The organism is Pseudomonas wenzhouensis, from assembly GCF_021029445.1.
GTDB classification, from domain to species: Bacteria; Pseudomonadota; Gammaproteobacteria; order Pseudomonadales; family Pseudomonadaceae; genus Aquipseudomonas; species Aquipseudomonas wenzhouensis.
Map to the genome: position 1 here is coordinate 3302516 of NZ_CP072610.1, position 25889 is coordinate 3328404.

The window sequence follows — 25889 nt, forward strand, 5'->3', positions numbered from 1 at the left end:
GCTGCTCGCTAGCATCGGGCTTTCCTTGATGCAGTCCGCCGATGCCTTCACGCTCAAGCGTCAGTCTTTCGTCCCAGCAGCCGCCTCTGGATACCCGCTATCAGGTCGAAACGCCGGAAGGCATCGATCTGCACCTGCGGCCGGCCGGGCTGGTGCCGCGCGCCCTGGCGTTCGCCATCGACCTGGCCATTCGCGGCCTGATTCTTGCCGTGACCTTCATCGTACTGGGCCTGCTCGGGCAGTTCGGCATGGGCCTGGGTACCATCCTGCTGTTTCTCGTGACCTGGTGGTACATGGTGTTGTTCGAAGTCCTCAACCAGGGCCGTTCCCCCGGCAAGCAGATGCTCGGCCTGCGCGTGGTACACGATGACGGCACGCCCATCGGCTGGGCCGCGTCGCTGACCCGTAACCTGCTGCGCTTCGTCGATATCCTGCCGTTCGGCTACACCCTGGGCATCATCAGTTGCCTGAACCATCCGGCGTTCAAGCGCCTCGGCGATATTGCCGCCGGCACCCTGGTGGTCTATCGCGATGCGCCGCTGAGCAAACCACAGCTTGCCGAAGCGGAGCCACTGCCCGCGCCCTTCCCGCTCAGCCTGGGCGAGCAACGCGCCATCCTCGGTTTCGCCGAACGTGGCGGCCAGTTGTCCGCAGCCCGCCGAGCAGAGTTGGCGGCGCTGCTGGCCGAACCGCTGCAGGTGCCTGCCGAGCAGGCCGAGCCGCGCCTCAATGGCATCGCCCATGGCCTGCTGGGGAATGCCCCGTGAAGCAGAGTCTGTTCGAAAGTCGCCATCAGCCGGACTGGGATGCCTTCAACGGCCAACTCGATGCACTCGAGCGCGGCAAGGCCGATGCGCAGACCTGCCAGAGCTTCGCCGCTCGCTACCGCCAGCTCTGTCAGCATCTGGCCCTGGCCCAGGCCCGCGGTTACAGCAGCCACCTGATCGACCAGCTGCAGCAACTGGCGATGCGTGGTCACCAGCAGTTCTACCGTCATCGCAGCCATCTCGGCGCGCAAATAATCCGCTTTCTGTTCGGCGGTTTTCCACGCCTGGTACGTAGCGAATGGCGCAGCGTCTGCGTCGCCAGCCTGCTGTTCTTCGGCAGCCTGGCGCTGATGGGGATGCTGACCTACCTCTATCCCGAACTGATCTTCAGCCTGGTCAGTCCCGAGCAGGTCAGCGAGATGGAGCGCATGTACGACCCTGATGCGCGCCGCCTCGGCCGCTTCAGCGAACGAGGCTCCGGTGATGACTGGGTGATGTTCGGCTTCTACATCATGAACAACATCGGCATCGCCTTTCAGACCTTCGCCAGCGGTCTGCTGCTCGGCCTCGGCAGCCTGTTCTTCCTGCTGTTCAACGGCCTGATGATCGGCGCGGTGGCGGGCCACCTGACGCGCATCGGCTATGGCGAGCCGTTCTGGTCTTTCGTCATCGGCCATGGTGCCTTCGAGCTGACCGCCATCGCCCTGGCCGGCGCGGCAGGCTTCAAGCTCGGCTGGGCGCTGCTCGCCCCGGGGCGCCTGACTCGCAGCGAAGCCTTGCGCCTGGCAGCCGGCAAGGCGATTCAACTGGTGGCCGGGGTGATCCTGTTCCTGCTGCTGGCGGCCTTCATCGAGGCATTCTGGTCATCGACCACCTTCGCCAGCCCGGACATCAAGTACATCGTCGGTGCCGGACTCTGGGCACTGGTCTTGAGCTATCTGCTTTTGGCCGGGCGGAGGCAGCATGCGCCTGACTGAAGCCAGCGTGGCCATCCGCCCGCGCAGCGCCTGGGAAGCCATCGACCTCGGCGTGCTGCTCGCCCGTCGTCACGCCGGCCTGCTGATGGCCAGTTGGGCGCTGGTCACCCTGCCGCTGTTCGCCCTGCTCTGCGCCCTGCTCTGGCAGTATCCGGGCTGGGCCATCTTCCTGTTCTGGTGGCTCAAACCCGCCTATGAGCGGCTGCCGCTGTACATCCTTTCCCAGGCGCTGTTCGGCAATACGCCCACGCTCAAGCAATCCCTGCGTGCGCTGCCGCAACTGTTGTGGCCACAACTGCTGGCCAGCCTGACCTGGCGCCGCCTGAGCCCGACGCGCAGTTTCGACCTGCCCGTACAGCAGCTCGAAGGCCTGTCCGGTCAGGCGCGCAGCCAGCGCTTGGTGGTGCTCGGCCAACGCGACAGCGCCGCTGCCACCTGGCTGACGCTGGTCGGCATGCATCTGGAAATTGCCCTGTGGATGGGCCTGGTCGCCCTGTTCTATCTGATGCTGCCACAGCAGGTGGAACTGGACTGGAGCTGGGAAAGCCTGATCGCCGCCAGCAGCGGCCAGTGGCTGTGGCTGGAACACTTGTCCAACCTGCTTTACGTGCTGCTGCTGATCATCTGGGAGCCGGTCTATGTCGCCTGCGGCTTCACCCTCTACCTCAACCGCCGCACCGCCCTGGAAGCCTGGGATATCGAACTGACCTTCCGCCGCCTGCGCCAACGCCTGACCGGCAGCGCCTATGCCCTGCTGCTCGGTTGCGCCCTGCTGCTGACGCAGCTGCCCAGCGAGGCCTGGGCCGACACAGCGCCAGCCGTCAGCGAGGAGGCCAAGCAGGCTGACCCGCAAGGCCCCGACGCGCCGCGCCTGCTCCAGCAGCCACTGAGCAGCCAGGCCGCGCGTGAAAGCATCAAGGCCCTGCTCGACGAACCGCCCTTCCAGCACCGCGAAACCGTCACCCGCTGGCGCCTGGGCGAAGAGAAGCCCGCGGAGGAAACCAAACCGGAAGACATCGAAGCCTTCCTCGACATGCTCAAGAACCTGCTCAAACTCGGCGAATGGTGGAAGAGCCTGGATGTCGTCGCGCAAGTCTTCGAAGTACTGCTGTGGGCGGCGCTGGCCGCGCTGCTGGCCTTCGTCTTGTGGCGCTACCGCGAGTGGCTGCAGGCCTTTGCCGAACGCATCGGTCTGCCGACACGGCGCCGGCAGGCCGCACCACAGCAGCTGTTCGGGCTCGAACTGGCGCCGGAAACGCTGCCCGACGATGTCGCCAGCGAAGCTGAGCGGCTCTGGGCCGAACAACCGCGCGCTGCACTCGGTCTGCTCTACCGCGCCCTGCTCAGCCGCCTGCTACACGAACACCGCCTGCCCCTGAAGCAGTCGCACACCGAAGGCGAAGTGCTGCACCTGGTCGCAGGCCTTGGGCAGCAGAACCTGGAGGACTACAGTCGCCAGCTCACCCAGCACTGGCAGGCGCTGGCCTATGGTCACCGCGCACCGGCCGAATCACTGCGCGAGGGTCTGTGCCAGGGGTGGCGCAGCCTGTTCGGCCAGGAGCGTGCGGCATGAGTCGGCGCAGCGGATTCATCCTCGCCATGGCCCTGCTGTTGGCGCTGGGACTGATCGCCAGTTACGTGCTGGGCAAACTCGAACCTTACGAAGACGTGATCGAGCACGGCCCTGCCCCCGAGGTTGCCAACAGCCCTTACCTGGCCGCCGAGCATTTCCTGCGCAAACAGGGTATCGCCGCGCGCCGCGCAGAAGGTCTGGAGGTGCTCGACGGCCTGCCCAGCGCGGGCCAGACCCTGATGCTGCTGGCCGACCGTGGCAACATGACGCCGCGCCAGGTCGAGCGCGTGCTGCAATGGACGGCCAATGGCGGTCATCTGCTGTTCATCGCCGAACGCCTGTGGGACGAAGAGGAAGGCCAGAGCGGCGACCTGCTGCTCGACCTGCTCGGCATCCAGCAGTACATGAGCGACGATCTGGACGACGACGAGAGCAGCGAGTCGGAGCAGGAGAACGAGGAGAGCGACGCCTACCCGCAACTCACCAAGCTCTATCTGGAGAATGAGCAGGCGCCGGCCTATATCGCCTTCGACACCGATTTTCACCTGTACGACGCGCAGAACCGTGCCCACGCCTGGGCCAATAGCGAGGCCGCCACACACCTGCTGCAGCTCTACCATGGCGACGGCCTGATCACCGTACTGAGCGATCCGTGGATCTGGCAGAACCGCACCATCAATGAATACGACCACGCCTGGCTGCTCTGGTACCTGAGCCAGGACAGCGCCGTCACCCTGTTCTATCACGCCGACAGCGACAGCCTGGCGCGCCTGCTGCTGCGCCATTTCCCGCTGGCCTTGCTGGTGCTGGCGCTGCTGATCATCGCCAGCCTGTGGCACGTCGGTATGCGTCAAGGCCCGTTGCAGGCACCGGCCAGCCGCGCCCGCCGTCAGCTCGAAGAGCACTTGCGCGGCAGCGCCGATTTCCTCCTCCGGCGCAGTGGTCAGCACAGTCTGCTCAAAGGCCTGCAACAGGATATCTATCGCCGAGCGCGGCGCCGCCACCCCGGTTTCGAGAAGCTCGCCGTCGCCGAACAGTGGCAGGTGCTCGGTCGCCTGACCCGCCTGCCCGCCAAGGACATCAGCCAGGCCATGCGCCCATTGCCGCCGCAACGCCTGTCCGCCAGTGACTTCACCCGCCAGGTCGCCCACCTGCAAACCCTCAGGAATGCCCTATGAGCGAAATCCCCGAGAACGACAACCTGCCGGTGCAGGAAACCCCGGCCGCCGCGCCGAGCAACCCGCAAGCGCAGCAACGCCAACGCGCCAGCCAACTGGCCCAGGCTCTGCGCACCGAGCTGCGCAAGGCCGTGATCGGCCAGGGTGCGGTGATCGACGACGTGCTAACCGCCTTGCTCGCCGGTGGCCATGTGCTGGTCGAAGGTGTGCCGGGCCTCGGCAAGACCCTGCTGGTGCGCGCCCTGGCGCGTTGCTTCGGCGGCGAATTCGCGCGCATCCAGTTCACCCCGGACCTGATGCCCAGCGATGTCACCGGCCATGCCGTGTACGACATGCAGAGCGAGCAGTTCAAGCTGCGCAAGGGGCCAGTGTTCACCAACCTGTTGCTGGCTGACGAAATCAACCGCGCGCCGGCCAAGACCCAGGCCGCCCTGCTGGAGGTGATGCAGGAGCGCCAGGTGACCCTGGAAGGCCGTGCCCTGCCGGTGCAATTGCCATTCATGGTACTGGCGACCATGAACCCGATCGAGCAGGAAGGCACCTACCCGCTGCCGGAAGCCGAGCTGGACCGTTTCATGCTCAAACTGCGCATGGATTATCCGCAGCAGGACGAAGAATTGAACATGGTGCGCCAGGTGACCCGCTCGGCCAGGGCCGACATGCTCGAAGTCAGCCCGCTGCGTACCCTGCTGCAAGCCAAGGACGTGCTGGCGCTGCAGAAGATCGCCAGCGATCTGCCACTGGATGATCAGGTGCTCGATTACGCCGTACGCCTGGCCCGTGCTACCCGTAGCTGGCCGGGCCTGGCCATGGGCGCCGGGCCGCGCGCGTCGATCGCCCTGGTGCGTGGTGGCCGTGCCCGCGCGCTGCTGCGCGGCGGCGATTTCGTCCTGCCGGATGACATCAAGGGCTGCGCCCTGGCCGTGCTGCGTCATCGCGTGCGTCTGGCGCCGGAGCTGGACATCGAAGGCCTGTCGGTGGATCAGGTGCTGCAACAGTTGCTCGACCAGGTACCGGCGCCACGCCTATGAAACCTTCGCGCCTGCTCCTCGGGCTGCTCGGCGGCCTGTTCGCCGCCGCCGTGTTGCTCGGCGCCCTGCCCCTGCTCGGCATTCGCCTGGCAGACAGCCTGATGCCGCTGGCCTGGGGGCTGTTGCTGGCCTTGCTGCTGATCGCCGCCGTCGATGCCTTGTGGCTGCGCCGCCAGCGCTCACCGCGCCTGGAGCGCGTGCTGCCCGGCAACCTGCCGCTGGGGCGCTGGAGCGAGGTGCAACTGATCGCTCACCACGATTTCACTCAAACACAGGAAATCGAGGTCTTCGAGCATGTGCCAGAAGGCATGGCCTTCGACTTCCTGCCGCAACGCATCACCCTGCAGCCTGGCCAGCAGACGCGGGTCAGCTATCGTCTGAAGCCGCTGATCCGTGGGCACTTCCACTTCGCCCAGTGCGAGCTGCAACTGCCCAGCCCGCTGCGCCTGTGGCAAGCCAAGCGCCTGTTGCCGCTGGCTGGCGAAAGCCGCGTCTACCCGGACTTCGCCCGCCTCTACGGCGCGCAACTCAAGGCCGTGGACGACTGGCTGAGCCAGTTGGGCGTGCGCCAGCGCCCGCGCCGCGGCCTGGGTCTGGAATTTCACCAGCTGCGTGAATTTCGTGACGGCGACACCCTGCGCCAGATCGACTGGAAGGCCACTGCGCGCAAGCGTACGCCCATCGCTCGTGAATACCAGGACGAGCGCGACCAGCAGATCGTCTTCCTGCTCGATTGCGGCCGGCGCATGCGCAGCCAGGACGACGAGCTGTCGCACTTCGACCACGCCCTCAACGCCTGCCTGCTGCTCAGCTACGTGGCGCTGCGCCAGGGCGATGCCGTCGGCCTGGCGACCTTCGCCGGCAACCAGTCGCGTTACCTGGCGCCGGTCAAAGGCCCGGCGCAACTGAATGTGCTGCTCAATGCCGTCTATGACCTCGACACCAGCCAGCAACCGGCCGACTTCAATGCCGCTGCCGACGTGCTGCTGGCGCGTCAGCGGCGCCGCTCGCTGGTGGTGCTGGTGACCAACCTGCGCGACGAAGACGATCAGGATCTGCTCGCCGCCGTGCGCCGTCTGTCACGCCAACATCGTGTGCTGATCGCCAGCCTGCGCGAGGAAGCCCTGGACCGTCTGCGCCAGACGCCCGTGGAACAATTCGATCAGGCCCTGGCCTACTGCGGCACGCTCGACTATCTCAATGCCCGTGCAGAACTGCACGAGCGTCTGGCTGCCCATGAAGTACCGGTACTCGATGCGCGCCCGGGCGAACTCGGCCCGGAGCTGGTCAGCAGTTATCTGGCCTGGAAGAAAGCCGGCGCGCTTTGAGGTCTGTTGGCATTTCGGCAAAGCCGCGCCGAAAGAGGCAACTGCTGGCGCCCTTGACTGTCGAACCCAATGCTGCAAAGGCCCTGGCACCGGCTTTCCCACACAGATGTTGCGTGGTTATGGCCGTGGTCGGGTGCTATGATCCCGAGTCTGCGGCGCAAAGAGTACAAACTCGACGCCGCCTATAGGCCGCCCGTGATCGGCCTTGCGCATACCGCACACGACCTGAGTAGGAGATAGACCATGGCTTTTGAATTGCCGCCGCTGCCTTACGAAAAGAATGCTCTCGAGCCGCACATTTCCGCCGAGACCCTCGAATTCCACCACGACAAGCACCACAACACCTACGTCGTGAACCTGAACAACCTGGTGCCGGGCACCGAGTTCGAAGGCAAGAGCCTGGAAGAAATCGTCAAGACTTCCTCGGGCGGCATCTTCAACAACGCCGCCCAGGTGTGGAACCACACCTTCTACTGGAACTGCCTGTCGCCGAACGGCGGTGGCCAGCCGACCGGCGCCCTGGCTGACGCCATCAACGCGGCCTTCGGTTCCTTCGACAAGTTCAAGGAAGAGTTCAGCAAGGTCTCCATCGGCACCTTCGGTTCCGGCTGGGGCTGGCTGGTGAAGAAGGCTGACGGTTCCCTGGCCCTGGCCAGCACCATCGGCGCCGGCTGCCCGCTGACCAGCGGCGACACCCCGCTGCTGACCTGCGACGTCTGGGAACACGCCTACTACATCGACTACCGCAACCTGCGTCCGAAGTACGTCGAAGCATTCTGGAACCTGGTCAACTGGGACTTCGTCGCCCAGAATTACGCGGCCTGATTCCAAGCCGTGTCATGCGAAAACCCGGTCCCGATGACCGGGTTTTTCGTTTTCGGCCGTTGAGAATGCTGTCAGATGAAGCGCCTTATGCCTGCAATCGGCTGCAGAACCGACACTCGACAGACGAACGATGCGTACAGATGCTCAAGTCTGCTGCCCTGACACCGACACAGTGCAGTGGCCGGCTCAACGTACGAACTCGCTCCAAGCTCTGATTTGTTGGGTAAAAAGTACCAATTAGCGATGATGGCCCTTTGACGGCCAAGGTTAGATTGCCAATACTCTCATCAGATTGACGCTGTACGCACCGACACAAGGAATTGCCTTTGAAGCTGGAATTGAAAAACAGCTTGTCGCTCAAGTTGCTCCGCGTGGTGCTGCTGTCAGCATTCGTGGTCGGGGTGGTGTTGAGCTGTGCGCAGATCGTTTTCGATGCCTATAAGACCCGCCAGGCGGTTGCCAACGACGCCCATCGCATCCTCGGCATGTTCCGCGACCCGTCGACGCAAGCGGTCTACAGCCTGGACCGGGAAATGGGCATGCAGGTGATCGAAGGCCTGTTTCAGCACGAGTCGGTACGCTACGCCTCCATCGGCCATCCCAACGAGCCAATGCTCGCCGAGCGCTCGCGTGATCTGGCACAGATGCCCACGCGCTGGCTGACCGACACCATTCTCGGCAAGGAGCAGCTGTTTTCGACCAAGCTGGTGGGTCGCGGCCCCTACAGCGAGTATTACGGTGACCTCAACATCACCCTGGATACCGCGCCTTATGGCGAGAGTTTCGTCACCAACTCGGTGATCATCTTCATATCGGGCGTGCTGCGCGCCATGGCCATGGGGCTGGTGCTCTATCTGGTCTATCACTGGCTGCTGACCAAACCACTCTCGAAAATCATCGAGCACCTGACCAACATCAACCCCGACCGCCCCAGCGAACACAAGCTGCCGATGCTGCCGGGCAACGAGAAGAACGAACTGGGCCTGTGGATCAATACGGCCAACCAGTTGCTGGCCTCCATCGAACGCAACACCCACCTGCGTCATGAGGCCGAGAACAGTCTGTTACGCATGGCGCAGTACGATTTCCTCACGGGTCTGCCGAACCGCCAGCAACTGCAGCAGCAACTCGACCAGATTCTCGAAGATGCCGGCCGCCTGCAGCGCCGCGTCGCCGTTCTTTGCGTCGGCCTGGATGATTTCAAGGGCATCAACGAGCAATTCAGCTATCAAAGCGGCGACCAGTTGCTGCTCGCCCTCTCCGACCGCCTGCGCAGCCACAGCGGCCGTCTTGGTGCTCTGGCACGCCTGGGAGGCGACCAGTTCGCCCTGGTTCAGGCCGATATCGAACAACCCTACGAAGCGGCCGAACTGGCACAAAGCATACTCGATGATCTAGAGCAGCCCTTTAGGCTCGATCAGCACGAAGTTCGCCTGCGCGCCACCATCGGCATCACCCTGTTCCCGGAAGACGGCGACAGCACCGAGAAACTGCTGCAAAAAGCCGAACAAACCATGACCCTGGCCAAGAGCCGCTCACGCAACCGTTACCAGTTCTATATCGCCAGCGTCGACAGCGAGATGCGCCGCCGCCGTGAGCTGGAGAAGGATTTGCGCGACGCCCTGGCGCAGAATCAGCTGCACCTGGTCTATCAGCCACAGGTGGACTATCGCGATCACAGCATCGTCGGCGTCGAGGCCCTGCTGCGCTGGCAACATCCACAGCATGGTTTCGTGGCGCCGGATCTGTTCATCCCGCTGGCCGAGCAGAACGGCACCATCATTCCCATCGGCGAGTGGATTCTCGACCAGAGCTGCCGCCAGCTAAGGGAATGGCACGACCAGGGCTTCAGCAACCTGCGCATGGCCATCAACCTGTCTACCGTGCAGTTGCACCACGCCGAGCTGCCGCGCGTGGTCAACAATCTGATGCAGGTCTACCGCCTGCCGCCGAAAAGCCTGGAGCTGGAGGTCACCGAAACCGGCCTGATGGAAGACATCAGTACCGCCGCCCAGCATCTGCTCAGCCTGCGCCGCTCCGGTGCACTGATCGCCATCGATGACTTCGGTACCGGCTATTCCTCACTGAGCTACCTCAAGAGCCTGCCGCTGGACAAGATCAAGATCGACAAGAGTTTCGTCCAGGATCTGCTCGAAGATGAAGACGATGCCACCATCGTTCGCGCCATCATCCAGCTGGGCAAGAGCCTGGGCATGCAGGTCATCGCCGAGGGCGTGGAAACCGCCGAGCAGGAAGCCTACATCATTGCCCAGGGCTGCCATGAAGGTCAGGGTTACCTGTACAGCAAACCACTGCCGGCACGTGAGCTGACGCTGTTTCTCAAGCAGGCGCGGCGCCTGAGCTCAGCGGCAACGCTCTGACCGCTCAAACAGGAACGCCGCGATTGATCGCGGCGTTTTCATTCCTAACCGCAATCGCGTTTACCAGTTCTGCACGCCAAACAGCCAGGCCGTGGCCAAGGCACCGAGCAGGCACAATACGGCACCACCCGCAGCCTGCCAGTAGAAGCTGCGCGCCAGTTCGTCTTCTCCGCTGTTGGAGAGAATGAACGGCTGCCGCTCGCCAGGCTTGGTCATCTGATGCTGCGCCGGCTCCAATGCCTTTTGCCGATGCCGGTCTTCAGCCTCCAGTTGCGCAGCCAGTCGCACGCGATTCCATTCCTGCTCATCGAGTTCACCGTTGCCGTCGCTATCAAAACGGCGCAACAGGCCGAGGTAATCGCCCTTCCATTCGCGGATCACTTCACCCTGAGCGGCATGCCTGTCGAACCCCTGCTGCGCCGCGCCACGGGTACGAAAGTCGCCAATGGCATACAAGGGTTGCCCGACATGGAAGCGCTCTTCGGTGTAGCGATAGCGCGTGCCACTGCTGAGAAAACCGAGCAATCCCGTCTTGGCCGGCCCCAGCGGGTGGCGCAGGTTACCCTGCCAGACGTCACGCACGGCCGTACGGATCTCGGCACCACGCGGATCGATCAGGCATTCGCCGGTGCCATCAACCAGGCGCAGCCAGGCATCACTGGTGCCACTTTCGATCACCCGCCAGCTGCGCTTCTTGCCACTGGAGCGATATTCCTCGATACGAAAGCGCCACCACAGGCAAGGTTTCCCCGTCAGCGGCCCACGCGGCTGCATATCCGGTAGCGCTTCGAGCACGCCGTAAAGTTCGACATACCCCTGCGCCGCCGAGCGTATCTTCGACGTTGGCGTATCGAGCAGGTGGCGCGCCTGCGACCAGCGCCGCAAACACCACCAGGCGCCGCCCAGGCAGGCGCCGAGGGTGAAGCTCAGGGTAAAGAAGAAACCCAGGGGATCGGCCTGCATCATCGGCAAGTGCTCAGCTGAACAGCGACTTCAGATCCACATCAGCCTTTTCTGCATCGCTGAACACCAGCAACTCGGCAGCCTGGAAGTTGAACAGGCGCGCGACGATCACGTCGGGGAACTGCTCGATGCGCACGTTGTTGAGGTTGACCGCCTCGTTGTACAGCTCGCGGCGGTCGGCGATGCCATTTTCCAGCCCGCTGATGCGCTGCTGCAGGTGCTGGAAGCTGTCGTTGGCCTTCAGCTCAGGGTAATTCTCGGCCAGCGCGAAGAGCTGACCGAGGCCGGCGCGCAACCCGCTCTCGGCCTTGCCCAGAGCGCCGACATCCTGCTGTTCACGGGCACTGGCCACGGCGCTGCGGGCCGCGATCACCCGCTCCAGGGTAGCGCCTTCGTACTGCATGTACTGCTTGCAGGTTTCCACCAGTTTGGGCAGTTCATCATGACGCTGCTTGAGCAGCACATCGATGTTCGACCAGGCCTTGCTCACCCCATGTTTGAGGCGCACCAGGCCGTTGTACAGGGACACCGCGTAGGCGCCGAGCAGGACGAGGACAACGAGGACGATCACGGCGGTCAGGGTCATGCAGTTTTCTCCAGGCAGAACTGCGCTTCAGGTGCTGGCATTCTAGCGGCAGCGTGACGCCTCGGCAGCGATATCCTGCACAGCGATGAATAATGGCCTTTACACATAATGCGAAACATTTGCATTATGTCGCAGTTTTTCAGGTACTCCCGCGTACCACTCATATTTCGTACATGCAAAGGACCCCGCCATGATTCGTATGCCCCTGGCCTCCGCCAGCCTGCTGGCCATCGCCATTTCTCTCGCTGGTTGCGGCGAAGACAAAGCCCCTGCCACCCAGGCTGCCGCGCCTGCCGCCGCCACCGAGAGCGCGGCTCCGACCGCAGCCCAAGTCGACGAAGCAGCGGCGAAGGCCGTGGTCAACCATTATGCCGACCTGGCTCTGGCCGTATTCAGCGACGCTGCCAGCACCGGCAAGGCGCTGCAGGCTGCCGTCGATGCGCTGCTCGCCGATCCTAGCGAAGCGACCCTGAAAGCCGCCCGCCAAGCCTGGCTGGCCGCGCGCATTCCCTACATGCAGACCGAAGTGTTCCGTTTCGGTAACCCGGTGGTCGACGAGTGGGAAGGCCAACTCAATGCCTGGCCGCTGGACGAAGGCCTGATCGACTACGTCGCCGACGACTACCAGCATGCCCTGGGTAACCCCGGCGCACAGGCCAACATCATCGCCAACACCGAGATTCAGGTCGGCGAAGACAAGATCGACGTCAGCGAGATCACCGGCGAGCTGCTGGCCAGCCTGAACGAGCTTGGCGGCTCCGAAGCCAACGTCGCCACGGGTTACCACGCCATCGAATTCCTGCTCTGGGGCCAGGATCTGAACGGCACCAACCCAGGCGCCGGCGAGCGCCCCTACACCGATTACGTGGTGGGTGAAGGCGCTACCGGTGGTCACAACGAGCGTCGCCGCGCGTTCCTCAAGGCCGCCACCGACCTGCTGGTCAGCGACCTGAACGACATGGTCGAACAGTGGAAAGACGGCGTGGCAGGCAACTACCGCAGCGAACTGGTCGCCGACTCCGCCGAGAATGGCCTGCGCAAGATGCTGTTCGGCATGGGCAGCCTGTCGCTCGGCGAACTGGCTGGCGAGCGCATGAAGGTCGCGCTGGAAGCCAACTCCACCGAAGACGAGCACGACTGCTTCAGCGACAACACCCACAACTCGCACTTCTACAACGGCAAAGGCATTCGCAACGTCTACCTGGGCGAGTACAAGAAGGTCGACGGCAGCACCCTGACCGGCCCGAGCCTGTCCGAGCTGGTGGCCAAGATCGATGCCCAGGCCGATGCCACCCTCAAGGCCGACCTGCAGGAAACCGAAGCCAAGCTGCAGGCGCTGGTCGATAGCGCCGAGAAGAACAACGTGCACTTCGACCAGCTGATTGCAGCCGACAACACCGAAGGCCAGCAACTGGTGCGTGACGCCATCGCTGCCTTGGTCAAGCAGACCGGCGCCATCGAGCAGGCTGCAGGCAAGCTGGGCATCGGCGACCTGAACCCGGACACCGCCGATCACCAATTCTGATCGACGCAGCCCGCTGAAAAAGCCGGCGCCCCGCTAAGGAGCGCCGGCTTTTTTGTACCTGGCGTCTTTTCACCTACGCTGCGCCAGAAGCCAGTGCCCTGCGTGTAACGACTGCAGGCAAAGGCTCAGGCGCCGAAGCCTGCCTCCATCGCCTCGCGCAGCGCCGGCCACTCGTGGTCGGTGATGCTGTACAGCACGCTGTCGTCGAGACGGCCATCAGCCAGACGGCGATGGTTGCGCAGCAGCCCCTCGCGCACCGCGCCCAGTTTCTCGATGGCGCGCTGCGCGCGCAGGTTGCTGGCGGCGGTTTTCAGTTGCACGCGAACCATGCCCCAATGATCGAAGGCATGCCTGAGCATCAGGTACTTGATACTGGTATTCAGGCCGCTGCCATGCTGATGTCGGTCGAGCCAGGTCCAGCCGATTTCGCAGGCCGGCAGGCTATTCATGAAATCAGCGAAACGAGTGGTTCCGACCAGTTCGTCACCCAGGCGAATGACGAAAGGCAAGGCCCGCTGCTCGCGCAGATCGGCCAGGGCGCTGCGATACCAGTCCAGTCGCTGCGTGCCGCTCATGTACAACAACGCCTCACGATTGGCTTCGGCCAAGGCGACCAACGCCGGAATGTCTGCGTCGGCCATGGGTTCCAGGCGCAGAGCGCCACGCTGCAACGTCACCAACTGCGGCTTGAACATAGAATGCTTCCTCGGGTTCCTTCCTTGGGCACAATCGCAAACGGGACAAGCTATCAGGCGCGGCGCTGCTGCACAATCGGGTCTCGCGGCAAAGCACGCCCGCTTGGCTGCGACCTTGGTCGCAGCCGACAGCGCCCGGCTTTGTGCAACACTGCTCACTGTCGTTTCGTTCCACTGCGTGTTTCGGAGTCTGCATGACGCTGTCACCCGGGCTGATCGCTGCGGTCGCCCTGATCTACATGGCCGTTCTTTTCGCCATCGCCTTCTATGGCGACCGCCGCAGCGCACCGATGCCGCCGAAAATCCGTGCCTGGGTCTATTCGCTGTCGCTGGCGGTGTACTGCACCAGCTGGACGTTCTTCGGCGCCGTCGGCCAGGCCGCCGAGCAACTGTGGTCATTCCTGCCGATCTACCTCGGCCCGATCATCCTGCTGCTGACCATGCCCTGGGTGCTGCAGAAGATGGTGATGATCAGCAAGCAGGAGAACATCACCTCCATCGCCGACTTCATTGCCGCGCGCTACGGTAAATCACAGGCACTGGCCATCGTCGTGGCGCTGATCTGCCTGGTCGGCGTGCTGCCCTATATCGCCCTGCAACTCAAGGGCATAGTGCTGGGGGTCAATCTGCTGATCGGTATCGACCCGCAGTCCATCGGTACCAGCGCCCAGGATACGGCGCTGATCGTATCGCTGGCTCTGGCACTGTTCACCATCCTCTTCGGCACGCGCAACCTCGATGTCACCGAGCACCATCGCGGCATGGTGCTGGCCATCGCATTCGAATCACTGGTCAAGCTGCTGGCATTTCTTGCGGTAGGCGCCTTCGTTACTTTCGGCTTGTACAACGGCTTCGACGACCTGCTGGAACAGGCGTACAACACCGCCGAGCTGGACGCGTTCTGGAACGAAGCGATCAACTGGCCAGCCATGCTGGTGCAGACCGGCATGGCCATGATCGCCATCGTCTGCCTGCCACGGCAATTCCATGTCACCGTAGTGGAAAACATCGAACCCCGGGATCTGCTCCTGGCGCGCTGGGTGTTCCCGGCCTACCTGGTGCTGGCCGCGCTGTTCGTGGTGCCCATCGCTCTGGCCGGCCAGATGCTGTTGCCGGCGGGCATCACCCCGGACTCCTTCGTCATCAGCCTGCCACTGGCCGAGGCGCATCCGGGCCTGGCCGTACTCGCCTTCATCGGCGGTGCCTCGGCCGCTACCGGCATGGTAATCGTCGCCTCCGTGGCCTTGTCGACCATGATTTCCAACGACATGCTGCTGCCCTGGCTGCTGCGCAGGCAGAACACCGAGCGGCCATTCGAGGCCTTTCGTCACTGGATGCTCACCGCCCGCCGGGTCAGCATCGTGCTCATTCTGCTGCTGGCTTACGTCTGCTATCGCCTGCTCGGTGAGGGCACCAGCCTGGCCACCATTGGCCAGGTCTCGTTCGCTGCCATCGGCCAGCTGGCACCGGCCATGTTCGGTGCACTGGTGTGGAAACAGGCCAACCGCCGTGGCGTGTTCGCCGGCCTGATCCTGGGTGCCGTGCTCTGGTTCTACACCCTGGTGCTGCCGCTGGCGGCACGTGGCATGGGCTGGTCACTGGAGAGCTTCCCCGCTCTCACCACCCTGCTCTACACCCCCATCGGCCTGCAGGTCGACCCGTTGACGCGTGGCGTGGTGTTGTCGCTGGCCGGCAACATGCTGCTGTTCGCCTGGGTGTCCTGGTTCTCGCGCACGCGGGTTTCCGAACACTGGCAAGCCGGGCGCTTCATTGGTCATGACCTCGGTACCAAACCCAGCAGTCGCAGCCTGTTGGCGGTGCAGGTAGCCGACCTGCTGGCACTCTCCAGCCGCTTCGTCGGCGAAGAACGTGCGCGCCAGAGTTTCACCCGCTTCGCCCTGCGCCAGGGCAAAGGCAAGGATTTCGACCCCAACCAGCCGGCCAACAGCGAGTGGATCGCCCATACCGAGCGCCTGCTCGCCGGCGTGCTCGGCGCCTCCTCGACCCGCGCGGTGGTCAAGGCGGCCATCGAGGGCCGCGAGATGCAGGTCGAGGATGTGGTGCGCATCGTCGACGAAGCCAGCGAGGTGCTGCAGTTCAACCGCGCCCTGCTGCAGGGCGCAATCGAGAACATCACCCAGGGCATCAGCGTGGTCGATCAGAACCTGCGCCTGGTGGCCTGGAATCACCGTTATCTAGAATTGTTCGATTACCCCGAAGGGTTGATCTACGTCGGCCGGCCGATTGCCGAGATCATCCGTTTCAACGCCGAGCGCGGCATGCTCGGCGGTGGCGATCTGGAGGAGAACGTCGCCAAACGCCTGTACTGGATGCGCCAGGGCACCGCGCACAGCTATGAGCGGGTGTTCCCCAATGGCCGGGTAATCGAATTGATCGGCAACCCCATGCCGGGTGGCGGTTTCGTCATGAGCTTCACCGACATTACCGAGTTCCGCGAAGCCGAACGCGCCCTCAAGGAGGCCAACGAGAGCCTCGAACGCCGCGTCGCCGAGCGCACCCATGAGCTGTCGCAACTGAACCTGGCGCTGAGCGAAGCCAAGGCCCATGCCGAGGCGGCCAATCAGTCGAAGACGCGCTTCCTGGCCGCCGTCAGCCATGACCTGATGCAGCCCCTGAATGCTGCCCGGCTGTTCTCCGCCGCACTGTCTCACCAGGACGAAGCCCTGCCCGGCGAGGCCCAGGAACTGGTGCGGCACCTGGACAGCTCACTGCGCTCGGCCGAAGACCTGATCACCGACCTGCTGGATATCTCGCGCCTGGAAAACGGGCGCATCACTCCGGATCGTCATCCCTTCGCGCTCGCCAGCCTGTTCGATACCCTGGCCGCCGAGTTTGGTGTGCTGGCTGGCGAACAGGATATCGACCTGCGCGTCCACGGCAGCCGGCAGTGGATCGACAGCGATATCAAACTGCTGCGCCGGATCCTGCAGAACTTCCTGACCAACGCTTTTCGCTATGCCAAGGGCCGTGTGGTGCTGGGTGTGCGCCGTGAAGGCAAGCAACTGCGCCTGGAGGTGTGGGATCGCGGCATGGGCATTCCCGAAGACAAACGCAAGGTGATCTTCGAAGAATTCAAGCGCCTGGACAGCCACCAGACCCGCGCCGAAAAAGGCCTCGGCCTCGGCCTGGCCATCGCTGACGGCCTCTGCCGCGTGCTCGGCCACCATCTGGAAGTACGCTCCTGGCCGGGTAAAGGCAGCGTCTTCAGCGTCAGCGTACCGCTGGCCCGCAAGCCCGCACCGAAGCCCCAGGGCATCAGCGCACCGGCTGGCGACGCCCAGCCCCTGCAAGGCACGCAGGTGCTGTGCATCGATAACGAGGACAGCATCCTCACCGGCATGCACAGCCTGCTGTCGCGCTGGGGTTGCCAGGTCTGGACGGCGCGCAACCGTCTGGAATGCGAACACCTGCTCAGCGAAGACGTGCGCCCGCAACTGGCGCTGATCGACTACCACCTGGACGAAGGCGAAACCGGTACGGAGCTGATGGCCTGGCTACGTACACGGTTGAACGAGCCCGTCCCTGGCGTGGTGATCAGCGCCGACGGTCGCCCGGAGCTGGTCGCCGAAGTGCATGCCGCCGGCCTCGATTACCTGCCCAAACCGGTCAAGCCGGCGGCCCTGCGCGCGCTGCTCAGCCGCCATCTGGTGTTGCGCGGTTAGGTTCTTTTCGCTCGGGTTGGGCACTGTGCATTAGCGCCGGGCTGCCCGGCGCCATCGTGCATGGCGACAGTCAGTCCAGCGCCGGCAGGTCGGCGGAGCGCTCCAGCAACTCGGTCGGCAGGCTCTTGCTGGCACGAGCGCCAAGCAGCTTGAGGTTCTCCACCCGCCCGATCAGGTTGCCCCGGCCATCGACCAGCTTGTTGCGCGCGCTGGCGTAGGCTTTGTCCAGCTGTTGCAGGCGGCTACCCATTTCATCCAGGTCCGCGACGAAGGCCACGAACTTGTCATACAGCTGGCCGGCACGTTCGGCGATCTCGCGGGCGTTCTGACCCTGGCGCTCCTGACGCCAGAGACTGTCGATGACCCGCAGCGTCGCCAGCAAGGTGGTCGGGCTGACGATCACCACCTGCTGTTCGAAGGCGGCCTGAAACAACTCCGGCTCAGCCTGCAAGGCCGCAGCGAAAGCGGCCTCAATCGGCACGAAGAGCAGGACGAAATCCAGGCTGTGCAGGCCCTCGAGGCGCTGGTAGTCCTTGCCGGACAAGCCCTTGAGGTGGCTGCGTAGCGAGATCAGATGTTGCTTGAGCGCCTGCTGGCGAATCGGCTCGTCCACCGCCGCGACATACTGCTGATAGGCACTGAGGCTGACCTTGGCATCGACGATTACCTGCCTGTCGCCAGGCAGACGAATCAGCACGTCGGGCTGGAAGCGCTCGCCGCCGGCACTCTTGAGGCTGACCTGAGTGTGGTACTCGCGGCCCTTCTCCAGGCCGGCATGCTCGAGCACCCGCTCGAGCACCAGCTCGCCCCAGTTGCCCTGGGTTTTCTGCCCCTTGAGCGCACGGGTCAGGTTGGTCGCTTCGTCGCCCAGACGCTGGTTGAGCTGCTGCAAGCGCTCCAGCTCCTTGCTCAGGGAAAAACGCTCGCGCGCTTCCTGTTGATAGCTCTCGTCGACACGCTTCTCGAACGCCTGGATGCGCTCCTTGAGCGGGTCGAGCAATTGGCCAAGGCGCTGCTGGCTGGTTTCGGCAAACCGCTGCTCGCGTTCGTCGAAGATCTTCGATGCCAGTTCGGAGAACTGCGCACGCAGCTCATTGCGCGCGCCCTGCAGGTCATCGAGGCGTTGCTGCTGGTTATCGCGGTTTTCCTGCAGCTCGGCCGCCAGCGCCGCACACTCGGCGGTGAGGCGGCGCAGTTCGGCCTCGTTGCGTTCACGCTGCTGATGCCAGGATTGCGCGGCTTCGCGAGCGATCTGCCGCTCCTGCTGCAGCAATTCGTTCTCACGGCGCAGGCCGGCCAGCTCGGTCTGCTGCTCGACCTTGATCTCGCTGACCTCGGCCAGCTCTGCACGACAGGCATCGAGCTGCGCCAGCAGACCGGCCTGACTCAGTTGCGCGTGCTCTAGGCGCTCCTGCAGCAGAGCCTGCTCGCCCTGCTCGCGCGTCAGTCGGCGTTGCAGTGACCAGAGCCCCGCCAGCAAGGGAATCAGCGCGACGACGGCGCCGATGGCGAGAGAGAGAGGATCGATTGGCATAGACGCTCCATGTTGAACCGCCGGCCAGTATACCTAGCCGCTGCCTTACATGGGCCAGCACGCCGTCAGCGTGACAGGCGCTGCAGCTCCAGCTGGGCACCACGGTCACCGGCTCGCGCGGCCTGGCGCAGCAGTTCATAGCCGATACGGCGATCACGGGTGTTGCCGCAATCGCGGCAGAGCAATTGGCCCAGGCGACTTTGCGCCTCTACGCAGCCCTGACGCGCCGGCTGCTTGAGCAGGTTGCCGGCGATGCGCTTGACGCTGGAGGCTTGCCCCAGACGCGGGCTGTCGAGCAGCCAGAGCGCAACGCGCATGGGCAGACGAGAAGAACCGGAACCAGTTGCAGGGGATGAAGAAGGTAAAGCGCGAGGCATAGATAAAGGGAGGTGGCTGCGGGGCGCGCCACTCTACTCCTTTTTTAGCGAAGGTAAAGCCTTGCCTGGCGAACGCATTTCCGTTCCATAAAAGGGTTGCATCACAATCCACAGAAGCTGTGGATAACTCCGTGAACAACTTGGGCGAAAGCGCTGCCAGGCCCGATGCTTCGGGGCTCGCAGACAAACTGTCGATTTTTTCACCAACAAAAAAATTGCATATTTTTCATTGACTTAAAAAGCAACCACGAAAAATCAAACGCTTAGCGGCGTTTCTGACAGTGATGTGACAGATGGCTTCAGCTTTGTGCACAACTCGCTGCGGCATATCCGCGCAGCGCTCTGTTTCGGGGCATCAGCATGGTGACTACAGCCGTCATGCGGGGCGCTGACGCCCGCCCCTTGCACCAGAAACGCCCCAGGGAAAACAGCCGTGCTCGATCGGCATGCCTGTCGCCACCCTGATGGGGCGAACACCTGCCACGGCTCGCCATGCAGATCGGCTTGGCACTCTCCAGGGCATGGGGTACCGTCGCGCAACGCCACCAGCAAGGAGAAATCATGAGCCGCCGGCGTTTCTGGCTGAGCATCTGCATGGCACTTGCGGCGCTGCTGCCGTTACTGGCCGGCTATGCCAGTTATCGCGTTCAACAGCTGCTCGACACGCAGCAGGCCGAGCTGGACTGGCAGAGCTTCAGCGTCACCTGGCGTGGCCTGCAATTGCATGAGGTGAGCCTGGTGCAGCGCCGCAGCGGTGAATTGCACGCTCGTGCCGAGCAGCTTCAACTGCAATGGCTGGCCAGCGAGGCGCCACGCTATCGCCTGAATGCGCAGGGTCTGCAAGTGGACTGGCTGCCGGCCGATCAGGCCGCAAACACCCCGAGCGACAGCGACCTAAGTGCCAGTCTTCAGGCCGTCCTGAACACCCTGCCCTGGCTGCCCAGACTGATCGAACTGGGCGATGTCCAGTTACAACTGCCCTGCCCGGATGGCCGCTGCACTCTCGCCGGTGAACTCGACCTGCAGCATCTGGACGATGCCCTGCACCTGCAGGTAAGACTGCTGCGTGACAGTCATAGCGCAACGCTGCAGGCGCACGTGCAGGGGCTCGATGACGCCCTGGACAGCACGCGCCAACTGCAGATGACCCTGCACCTGGATGACCAGCAACAAATGGAGCTGCACAGCGACCTGGTCGCTCAGGGCGACGCCCTGCACTGGAACGGCAACCTGCTGCTCGCGCCGCCACCGGAAATCGCCTGGGTCGCCGCCTGGCTAAGTGAATGGACGCCACTCGACGCGAACAACCTGCCAACGGCGCCGCGGCAGGCCGGCATCATCGCCCGCTGGCAGTTGCAACTGCCGCACACCACCCGCCAGCTGGATGAGCTGCTGGCCGCGCCGGGCTGGTTGCGTGTCAATGCCCAGTTGCCGCAACCCTGGCCACTGCCCGGCATTGGTCTGCTCAGCGGAGAACTGCAGCTCGACCTGCTCAGTAGCGCGGGAGCCTGGCAAGCGCGCAAGCTGCACGGCAACCTGCAGCTCTACACCAGCGACGCGCCCTGGCTGGCCGCGCTGCCAAGCGGCCTTCGCGCAAACCGTCTGCAGCTGCAACTGCAGCCGCTACAGAGCCGCATGGATAACGAACTGGCCCTGCGCCTGAGCCTCGCTGGAGAAGGGGCGCTCGACGTGCAGGCCAACGCCGAGCTTGGCCTGCAGCAATCGCGCGACTGGGCGCTGCAGGTGCGCCAGTTGCAGCTCGATGCCCGCAGCAAGCGCGTAGAGTTGGGCAACAATAGAGCCGATGGCCTGCAGCTGAATCTCGATTTGTCGGGCAAGGTCACAGCGCAACAGCTGCAACTCGCGCTGGCCGGCAACTCGCGCCTGGAAATCCAACGTCTGCGCAGTGCCGATCTGGACATGCAGCAGGCGCAGCTATCCCTCGCCAATCTCGACCTTACCGGCATGCCCCTTGCGCCGACCCTATCCGGGCCACTGGCGCTGCGCGTACAGAACCTGCTGCATCCCCAATTGCAGGCCCAAGGCTGGCAATGGCAAGGCCGGATAGAGGCTGACAGCGCCCGTCAGACACTCGATGGCCCCCTGCTGAACGACTCCGGCCTGAGCCTGGCCCTGAAGCTCAATAACGCAGCCGATGGGCTGGCGCTGCACGCCACGCTCGATGAACTCTTCCTGCGCGCCGGCAACCCACTGGCGCAAACCCTGGCCAACTGGCCGCCGCTGTTGACCCTGGACAACGGCCGCATCCAGGCCGACGCCAGCCTCAGTCTGCCAGCAGGCAAGCCCCTGCACCTGCGGGCGAGCCTGAATGGCAAAGGCCTGGCCGGCATCCATGATCGCAGCACCCTGAGCGGCGTGGAGGGCGAACTGCAGCTGCAATTGATCGGCGATCAGCTGATGCTGGAGCTGCCGAACCTTAGCGCCAAACAAATCGACCCCGGCATCGCCCTTGGCCCGTTGCAGCTGCAAGCCCGCTATCAGGCCAGCCTGCAACGTCCGCTGGCCGGCACTCTGAGCCATCAGCGCGCCGAGCTGGGCATCCTCGGCGGCAGCCTGCACCTGGAACCGGCGACCTGGGCATTGGCTCAGCCCAGCCAGTTGCTGCCGCTCAAACTCAGCGGCCTGGATCTGCAGGCGCTGTTTCGCGCCTATCCAGCCGAAGGGCTGGAAGGTGATGGTCTGCTCGACGGCACACTGCCGCTGCGCCTGAGCGACGCGATCAGCATCGAGCAGGGCCAGCTCGAAGCACGCGCCCCCGGCGGCCGTTTGCGCTTTCATTCGCCGCGCATCCGCGCCATGGGTCAGGCCAACCCGGGCATGAAACTTGTCACCGATGCGCTGGAAGACTTCCACTATGATCTGCTCAGCAGTAGCCTCGACTACGATGCATCCGGCACTCTGCGCCTCGGTATGCGTCTACATGGACAGAATCCGGCCATCGAACAGGGCCGCCCGATCCACTTCACCATCAACCTGGAAGAAGACATTCCGACCCTGCTGGCGAGCCTGCAGCTGACCGACAAGGTCAGCGACATCATCCAGCAGCGGATTCAGCAACGGATGCGCCAGCGCGTCCCCGAAGAAACGAAGGAGTAACGCCATGCGCACGTGTCGCCTTCTCGCCGCCCTGAGTCTGGGGTTGCTGTGCCAGGCCTGTACCCCGACGGTGCAACTGGCCATGCCCAACGAGCCGATCAACATCAACCTCAACGTCAAGGTCGAACACGAAATCTACATCAAGGTGGACAAGGCGCTGGACAATGTCTTCAACGAAGACAGCGGCCTGTTCTAAGGAGAAGCATGATGACCCGCTATATTTCGACCCTGCTGCTGGCACTGACCCTGAGCCTGCCGGCTTACGCCCTCAACCTCAATCAGGCCATGAGCGCCCTCGGCGACGCCAAGGCCAGCGGCCAGTTGGGCGAGCAACCCAATGGCTATCTGGGTGTGGTCAAACCCGGCGGCCAGGCCGACGAAATCGCCCGCCTGATCAACCAGGCGCGACGCGCCGAATACCAGAAAGTGGCCAAGGACAATGGCATCAGCCTCAGCGACGTGGAGGCGATTGCTGGCAAGAAGGCCATCGAGCGCACGCCCAGGGGCCAGTTCATCCAGCTCAACGGCCAGTGGCTGCAGAAGTAAAAAGCGTGCAGCAGAAACCAAAGAACCCGCCTAGGCGGGTTCTTTGTTCGAGAAGCAGCGATCAGGCGCTGGCTTTGCTCACGGCATCCTTGATCAGGGTCTGCAGCTCGCCCTTCTCGTACATCTCGGAGAGGATGTCGCTGCCGCCGACCAGCTCACCAGCCACCCACAGTTGCGGGAAGGTCGGCCAGTTGGCGTACTTGGGCAGGTTGGCGCGGATTTCCGGATTCTGCAGGATGTCGACGTAGGCGAACTTCTCGCCGCAGCCCATCACAGCCTGCGCAGCACGGGCGGAGAAGCCACACTGCGGGGCGTTGGGCGAGCCTTTCATGTACAGCAGAACGGTGTTGTTGGCGATCTGCTCTTTGATGGTTTCGATGATATCCATGGGGCACCTCAGCATAGACTTCGCGACCCGACGGTCGCCACGGTGGCGCGATTGTAGCGAAAAGCCGAGCATAATGCTCGGCCTTGCCGAGCATCCATTGCGTGGTCTTGCGCTGCCCCGTGGGAGCCCCGCTTCGGGGCGAAGCGCTTGGAATGTCCGCCACATGGCGTGGCGGCCACCCTTCGCCGCGAGGCGCGGCTCCCACAACCCGCTCAGGACAGACGCCCGTCTACGCAGCCACCACCTCAACCGGCACACCATTGAGCACGGCATTACCGGACAGCACATCCAACTCGCGCTCGTCGGTCAGGTCGTTGGCGCTGGCCCCCGGTTGCGCACGGGCAATGTCCATCTGCACGCCAGGGCGGGCATGGCCCCAGCCATGGGGAAGGCTGACCACACCGGCCATCACCTCATCGCTGGCGGCGACCTCCACCTCGATGCTGCCCACACGCGAGCGCACGCTTACGCGCTGACCATCGGCCAAACCGCGACGGGCCAGATCCGCCGGGTTCATCAAAAGCTGATGACGCGGCTTGCCCTTCACCAGGCGGTGATAGTTGTGCATCCAGGAATTGTTGCTGCGTACATGGCGGCGGCCGATCAGGAGCAACTCATGCTCGCTCGGCAGTTCCTGCCCGGCAAACCGCGCAAGATCGGCCAGCAACAACTCTGGAGCCGCCTGCACGGCCTTGCTCGGGGTTTTCAGGCGGGCGGCCAGATTCGGCTGCAAAGGCCCAAGATCGAGGCCATGCGGGTGCTCACGCAGCGTCGCCAGGCTGAGCTTGTGCGCGCTGCCATCACCATAGGCACCGAAACGCAGGCCCATGTCGATCATCTGCTGCGGCGCCATGGTCGGTTTCAACTCGAGGTTGTTGCGCGACGTGAAGGCCTTGGCCAGGCCGACGAAGATTTCCCAGTCATGCAGCGCACCGTCCGGCTTGGCCAGCACCGCCTCGTTGAAACGAGTGACGTTGCGCACGGCGAACACGTTGAAGGTGGTGTCGTAATGGTCATGTTCCAGCGGTGCGGTCGGCGGCAGGATCAGGTCGGCGTAACGGGTGGTCTCGTTGATGTAGAAATCCACCGAGAGCATGAAGTCCAGGCCGTCCAGCGCCTGCTCCAACTGGCGACCGTTGGGTGTGGACAGCACCGGGTTGCCGGCCACCGTGACCAGCGCACGGATCTGTCCTTCGCCTGGCGTCAGCATCTCCTCGGCCAGCGCCGAGACTGGCAGCTCGCCGCCGTACTCCGGTAGGCCGGATACCCGGCTCTGCCAACGATTGAAATGCCCACCCGAGGTGCTGGCCACCAGATCCAGCGCCGGTGAGGTACACAGCACACCGCCGACACGATCGAGGTTGCCGGTGACCAAGTTGATCACCTGCACGAGCCACTGGCACAGCGTACCGAAGGCCTGGGTGGACACCCCCATACGGCCATAGCACACCGCCTTGTCGGCGGCGGCGAAGTCACGCGCCAATTGGCGGATGCTGTGCGCCGGCACACCACAACGGGCGCTCATGGCTTCGGCATGGAAACCTGCAATGGCCGCGCGCACCTGCTCCAGCCCTTCCACCGCCAGATGGCTGTCACGGGTCAGGCCCTCTTCGAACAGGGTATTGAGCATGCCCAGCAGCAAGGCCGCATCGCTGCCGGGGCGGACGAACAGATGCTGGTCGGCAATCGCGGCAGTTTCGCTGCGCCGAGGGTCGACCACCACCAGCTTGCCACCGCGAGCCTGGATGGCCTTCAGGCGCTTTTCCACATCCGGCACGGTCATGATGCTGCCATTGGAGGCCAGCGGATTACCGCCGAGAATCAGCATGAAGTCGGTGTGGTCGATATCGGGAATCGGAATCAGCAGACCGTGGCCGTACATCAGCAGGCTGGTCAGATGGTGCGGCAACTGGTCGACCGAGGTGGCCGAATAACGGTTGCGCGTCTTCAGCAGGCCGAGAAAGTAGTTGCTGTGGGTCATCAGCCCATAGTTGTGCACGCTGGGATTGCCCTGATACACGGCCACGGCGCTCTGCCCGTGCGCGGCCTGGATCGCACTCAGGCGCTCGGCCACCAGCTCGAACGCCTCATCCCAACCGATGGCCTGCCACTGCTCACCCATGCGGCGCATGGGCTGGCGAATACGGTCGGGATCGTTCTGGATGTCCTGCAGGGCCACGGCCTTGGGGCAGATGTGGCCACGGCTGAAGCTGTCCTGGGCATCGCCCTTGATCGAACGAATCTGCGTGCTGCCGTCAGCCTGGGTTTCGGTTTCGATGGCAAGGCCGCAGATGGCTTCGCACAGATGGCATGCACGGTAATGGAGGGACTTGGTCATGGCCGGGCCTCTTGTTCTGATCCATGTCGACCATCGTGGTCGCAGGTCAGGAACTATGGGCCGGGCAAGACGGCGAC

At 63.8% G+C, this 25889-nt stretch carries 20 protein-coding genes; 13 read left to right on the forward strand and 7 right to left on the reverse strand.

The features are described 5' to 3' along the window. Positions 1–41 precede the first annotated feature (41 nt). From J7655_RS15265 to J7655_RS15300, 8 genes are all read left to right on the forward strand, one after another. Positions 42–767: an RDD family protein gene (locus J7655_RS15265; RefSeq protein WP_230925167.1), complete on the forward strand. Its 726-nt coding sequence runs from the start codon at positions 42–44 to the stop codon at positions 765–767. After that, positions 764–1744: a stage II sporulation protein M gene (locus tag J7655_RS15270; protein ID WP_230925168.1), complete on the forward strand. Its 981-nt coding sequence runs from the start codon at positions 764–766 to the stop codon at positions 1742–1744. The genes J7655_RS15265 and J7655_RS15270 overlap by 4 nt, the downstream gene beginning before the upstream one ends. Beyond that, positions 1731–3317, forward strand: coding sequence for a DUF4129 domain-containing protein (locus tag J7655_RS15275; RefSeq protein ID WP_230925169.1), 1587 nt, complete (start codon positions 1731–1733; stop codon positions 3315–3317). Before J7655_RS15270 ends, J7655_RS15275 begins: the two co-directional genes overlap by 14 nt. Next, the gene (locus J7655_RS15280) at positions 3314–4495 is read left to right on the forward strand and encodes a DUF4350 domain-containing protein (protein ID WP_230925170.1); all 1182 of its coding nucleotides are present in this window, start codon (positions 3314–3316) and stop codon (positions 4493–4495) included. The genes J7655_RS15275 and J7655_RS15280 overlap by 4 nt, the downstream gene beginning before the upstream one ends. Next, positions 4492–5526, forward strand: a complete 1035-nt coding sequence (locus J7655_RS15285) for an AAA family ATPase (protein ID WP_230925171.1) — start codon at positions 4492–4494, stop codon at positions 5524–5526. Before J7655_RS15280 ends, J7655_RS15285 begins: the two co-directional genes overlap by 4 nt. After that, positions 5523–6854 (forward strand): DUF58 domain-containing protein, encoded by a 1332-nt coding sequence (locus J7655_RS15290; protein WP_230925172.1) that lies wholly within the window; start codon positions 5523–5525, stop codon positions 6852–6854. Before J7655_RS15285 ends, J7655_RS15290 begins: the two co-directional genes overlap by 4 nt. A gap of 243 nt (positions 6855–7097) precedes the next feature. Continuing rightward, a complete protein-coding gene (locus J7655_RS15295) occupies positions 7098–7679 on the forward strand; it encodes a superoxide dismutase (RefSeq protein WP_003462535.1) in 582 nt (193 codons plus the stop codon). A gap of 326 nt (positions 7680–8005) precedes the next feature. After that, positions 8006–10060, forward strand: coding sequence for a putative bifunctional diguanylate cyclase/phosphodiesterase (locus J7655_RS15300; RefSeq protein ID WP_230925173.1), 2055 nt, complete (start codon positions 8006–8008; stop codon positions 10058–10060). 60 nt (positions 10061–10120) lie between these two features. On the opposite strand, the gene J7655_RS15305 is transcribed toward J7655_RS15300, so the two are convergent. Continuing rightward, positions 10121–11026: an E3 ubiquitin ligase family protein gene (locus tag J7655_RS15305; protein ID WP_230925174.1), complete on the reverse strand. Its 906-nt coding sequence runs from the start codon at positions 11024–11026 to the stop codon at positions 10121–10123. Positions 11027–11036: 10 nt separating this feature from the next. Continuing rightward, positions 11037–11609 carry a LemA family protein gene (locus J7655_RS15310; RefSeq protein WP_230925175.1) on the reverse strand — a complete coding sequence of 191 codons (573 nt, stop codon included), beginning with the start codon at positions 11607–11609 and terminating at the stop codon, positions 11037–11039. A gap of 190 nt (positions 11610–11799) precedes the next feature. Between J7655_RS15310 and J7655_RS15315 the strand changes: the two genes are divergently transcribed. Beyond that, positions 11800–13134, forward strand: coding sequence for an imelysin family protein (locus J7655_RS15315; RefSeq protein ID WP_230925176.1), 1335 nt, complete (start codon positions 11800–11802; stop codon positions 13132–13134). A 125-nt stretch (positions 13135–13259) separates the two neighbouring features. Here the strand turns inward: J7655_RS15315 and J7655_RS15320 are convergent, their stop codons facing one another. Continuing rightward, a complete protein-coding gene (locus J7655_RS15320) occupies positions 13260–13829 on the reverse strand; it encodes a GNAT family N-acetyltransferase (RefSeq protein WP_230925177.1) in 570 nt (189 codons plus the stop codon). Between the two features lie 194 nt (positions 13830–14023). On the opposite strand from J7655_RS15320, the gene J7655_RS15325 reads away from it, so the two are divergent. Further along, entirely contained in the window at positions 14024–17512 is a 3489-nt protein-coding gene (locus tag J7655_RS15325) for a hybrid sensor histidine kinase/response regulator (RefSeq protein ID WP_230925178.1), read from the forward strand. Positions 17513–17582: 70 nt separating this feature from the next. On the opposite strand, the gene J7655_RS15330 is transcribed toward J7655_RS15325, so the two are convergent. Beyond that, complete coding sequence (locus J7655_RS15330; protein WP_230927739.1) at positions 17583–18932, reverse strand: DNA recombination protein RmuC; 1350 nt, start codon at positions 18930–18932, stop codon at positions 17583–17585. Positions 18933–19111: 179 nt separating this feature from the next. Continuing rightward, the gene (locus tag J7655_RS15335; RefSeq protein WP_147809657.1) at positions 19112–19363 is read right to left on the reverse strand and encodes an SEL1-like repeat protein; all 252 of its coding nucleotides are present in this window, start codon (positions 19361–19363) and stop codon (positions 19112–19114) included. Between the two features lie 621 nt (positions 19364–19984). On the opposite strand from J7655_RS15335, the gene J7655_RS15340 reads away from it, so the two are divergent. The 3 genes from J7655_RS15340 to J7655_RS15350 are packed head-to-tail and all read left to right on the forward strand — an operon-like array spanning position 19985 to position 23086. Continuing rightward, on the forward strand, positions 19985–22540 hold the full coding sequence (locus J7655_RS15340; protein WP_230925179.1) for an intermembrane phospholipid transport YdbH family protein: 2556 nt from the start codon (positions 19985–19987) through the stop codon (positions 22538–22540). Between the two features lie 4 nt (positions 22541–22544). After that, positions 22545–22736 (forward strand): YnbE family lipoprotein, encoded by a 192-nt coding sequence (locus J7655_RS15345; protein ID WP_230925180.1) that lies wholly within the window; start codon positions 22545–22547, stop codon positions 22734–22736. An 11-nt stretch (positions 22737–22747) separates the two neighbouring features. After that, the gene (locus J7655_RS15350) at positions 22748–23086 is read left to right on the forward strand and encodes a YdbL family probable chaperone protein (protein WP_230925181.1); all 339 of its coding nucleotides are present in this window, start codon (positions 22748–22750) and stop codon (positions 23084–23086) included. 61 nt (positions 23087–23147) lie between these two features. Here the strand turns inward: J7655_RS15350 and grxD are convergent, their stop codons facing one another. Together grxD and J7655_RS15360 are read right to left on the reverse strand one after the other, a co-directional pair. Beyond that, positions 23148–23474: a Grx4 family monothiol glutaredoxin gene (gene grxD, locus J7655_RS15355; protein WP_230925182.1), complete on the reverse strand. Its 327-nt coding sequence runs from the start codon at positions 23472–23474 to the stop codon at positions 23148–23150. Positions 23475–23703: 229 nt separating this feature from the next. Further along, a complete protein-coding gene (locus J7655_RS15360; protein ID WP_230925183.1) occupies positions 23704–25812 on the reverse strand; it encodes a molybdopterin oxidoreductase family protein in 2109 nt (702 codons plus the stop codon). Positions 25813–25889 lie beyond the last annotated feature (77 nt).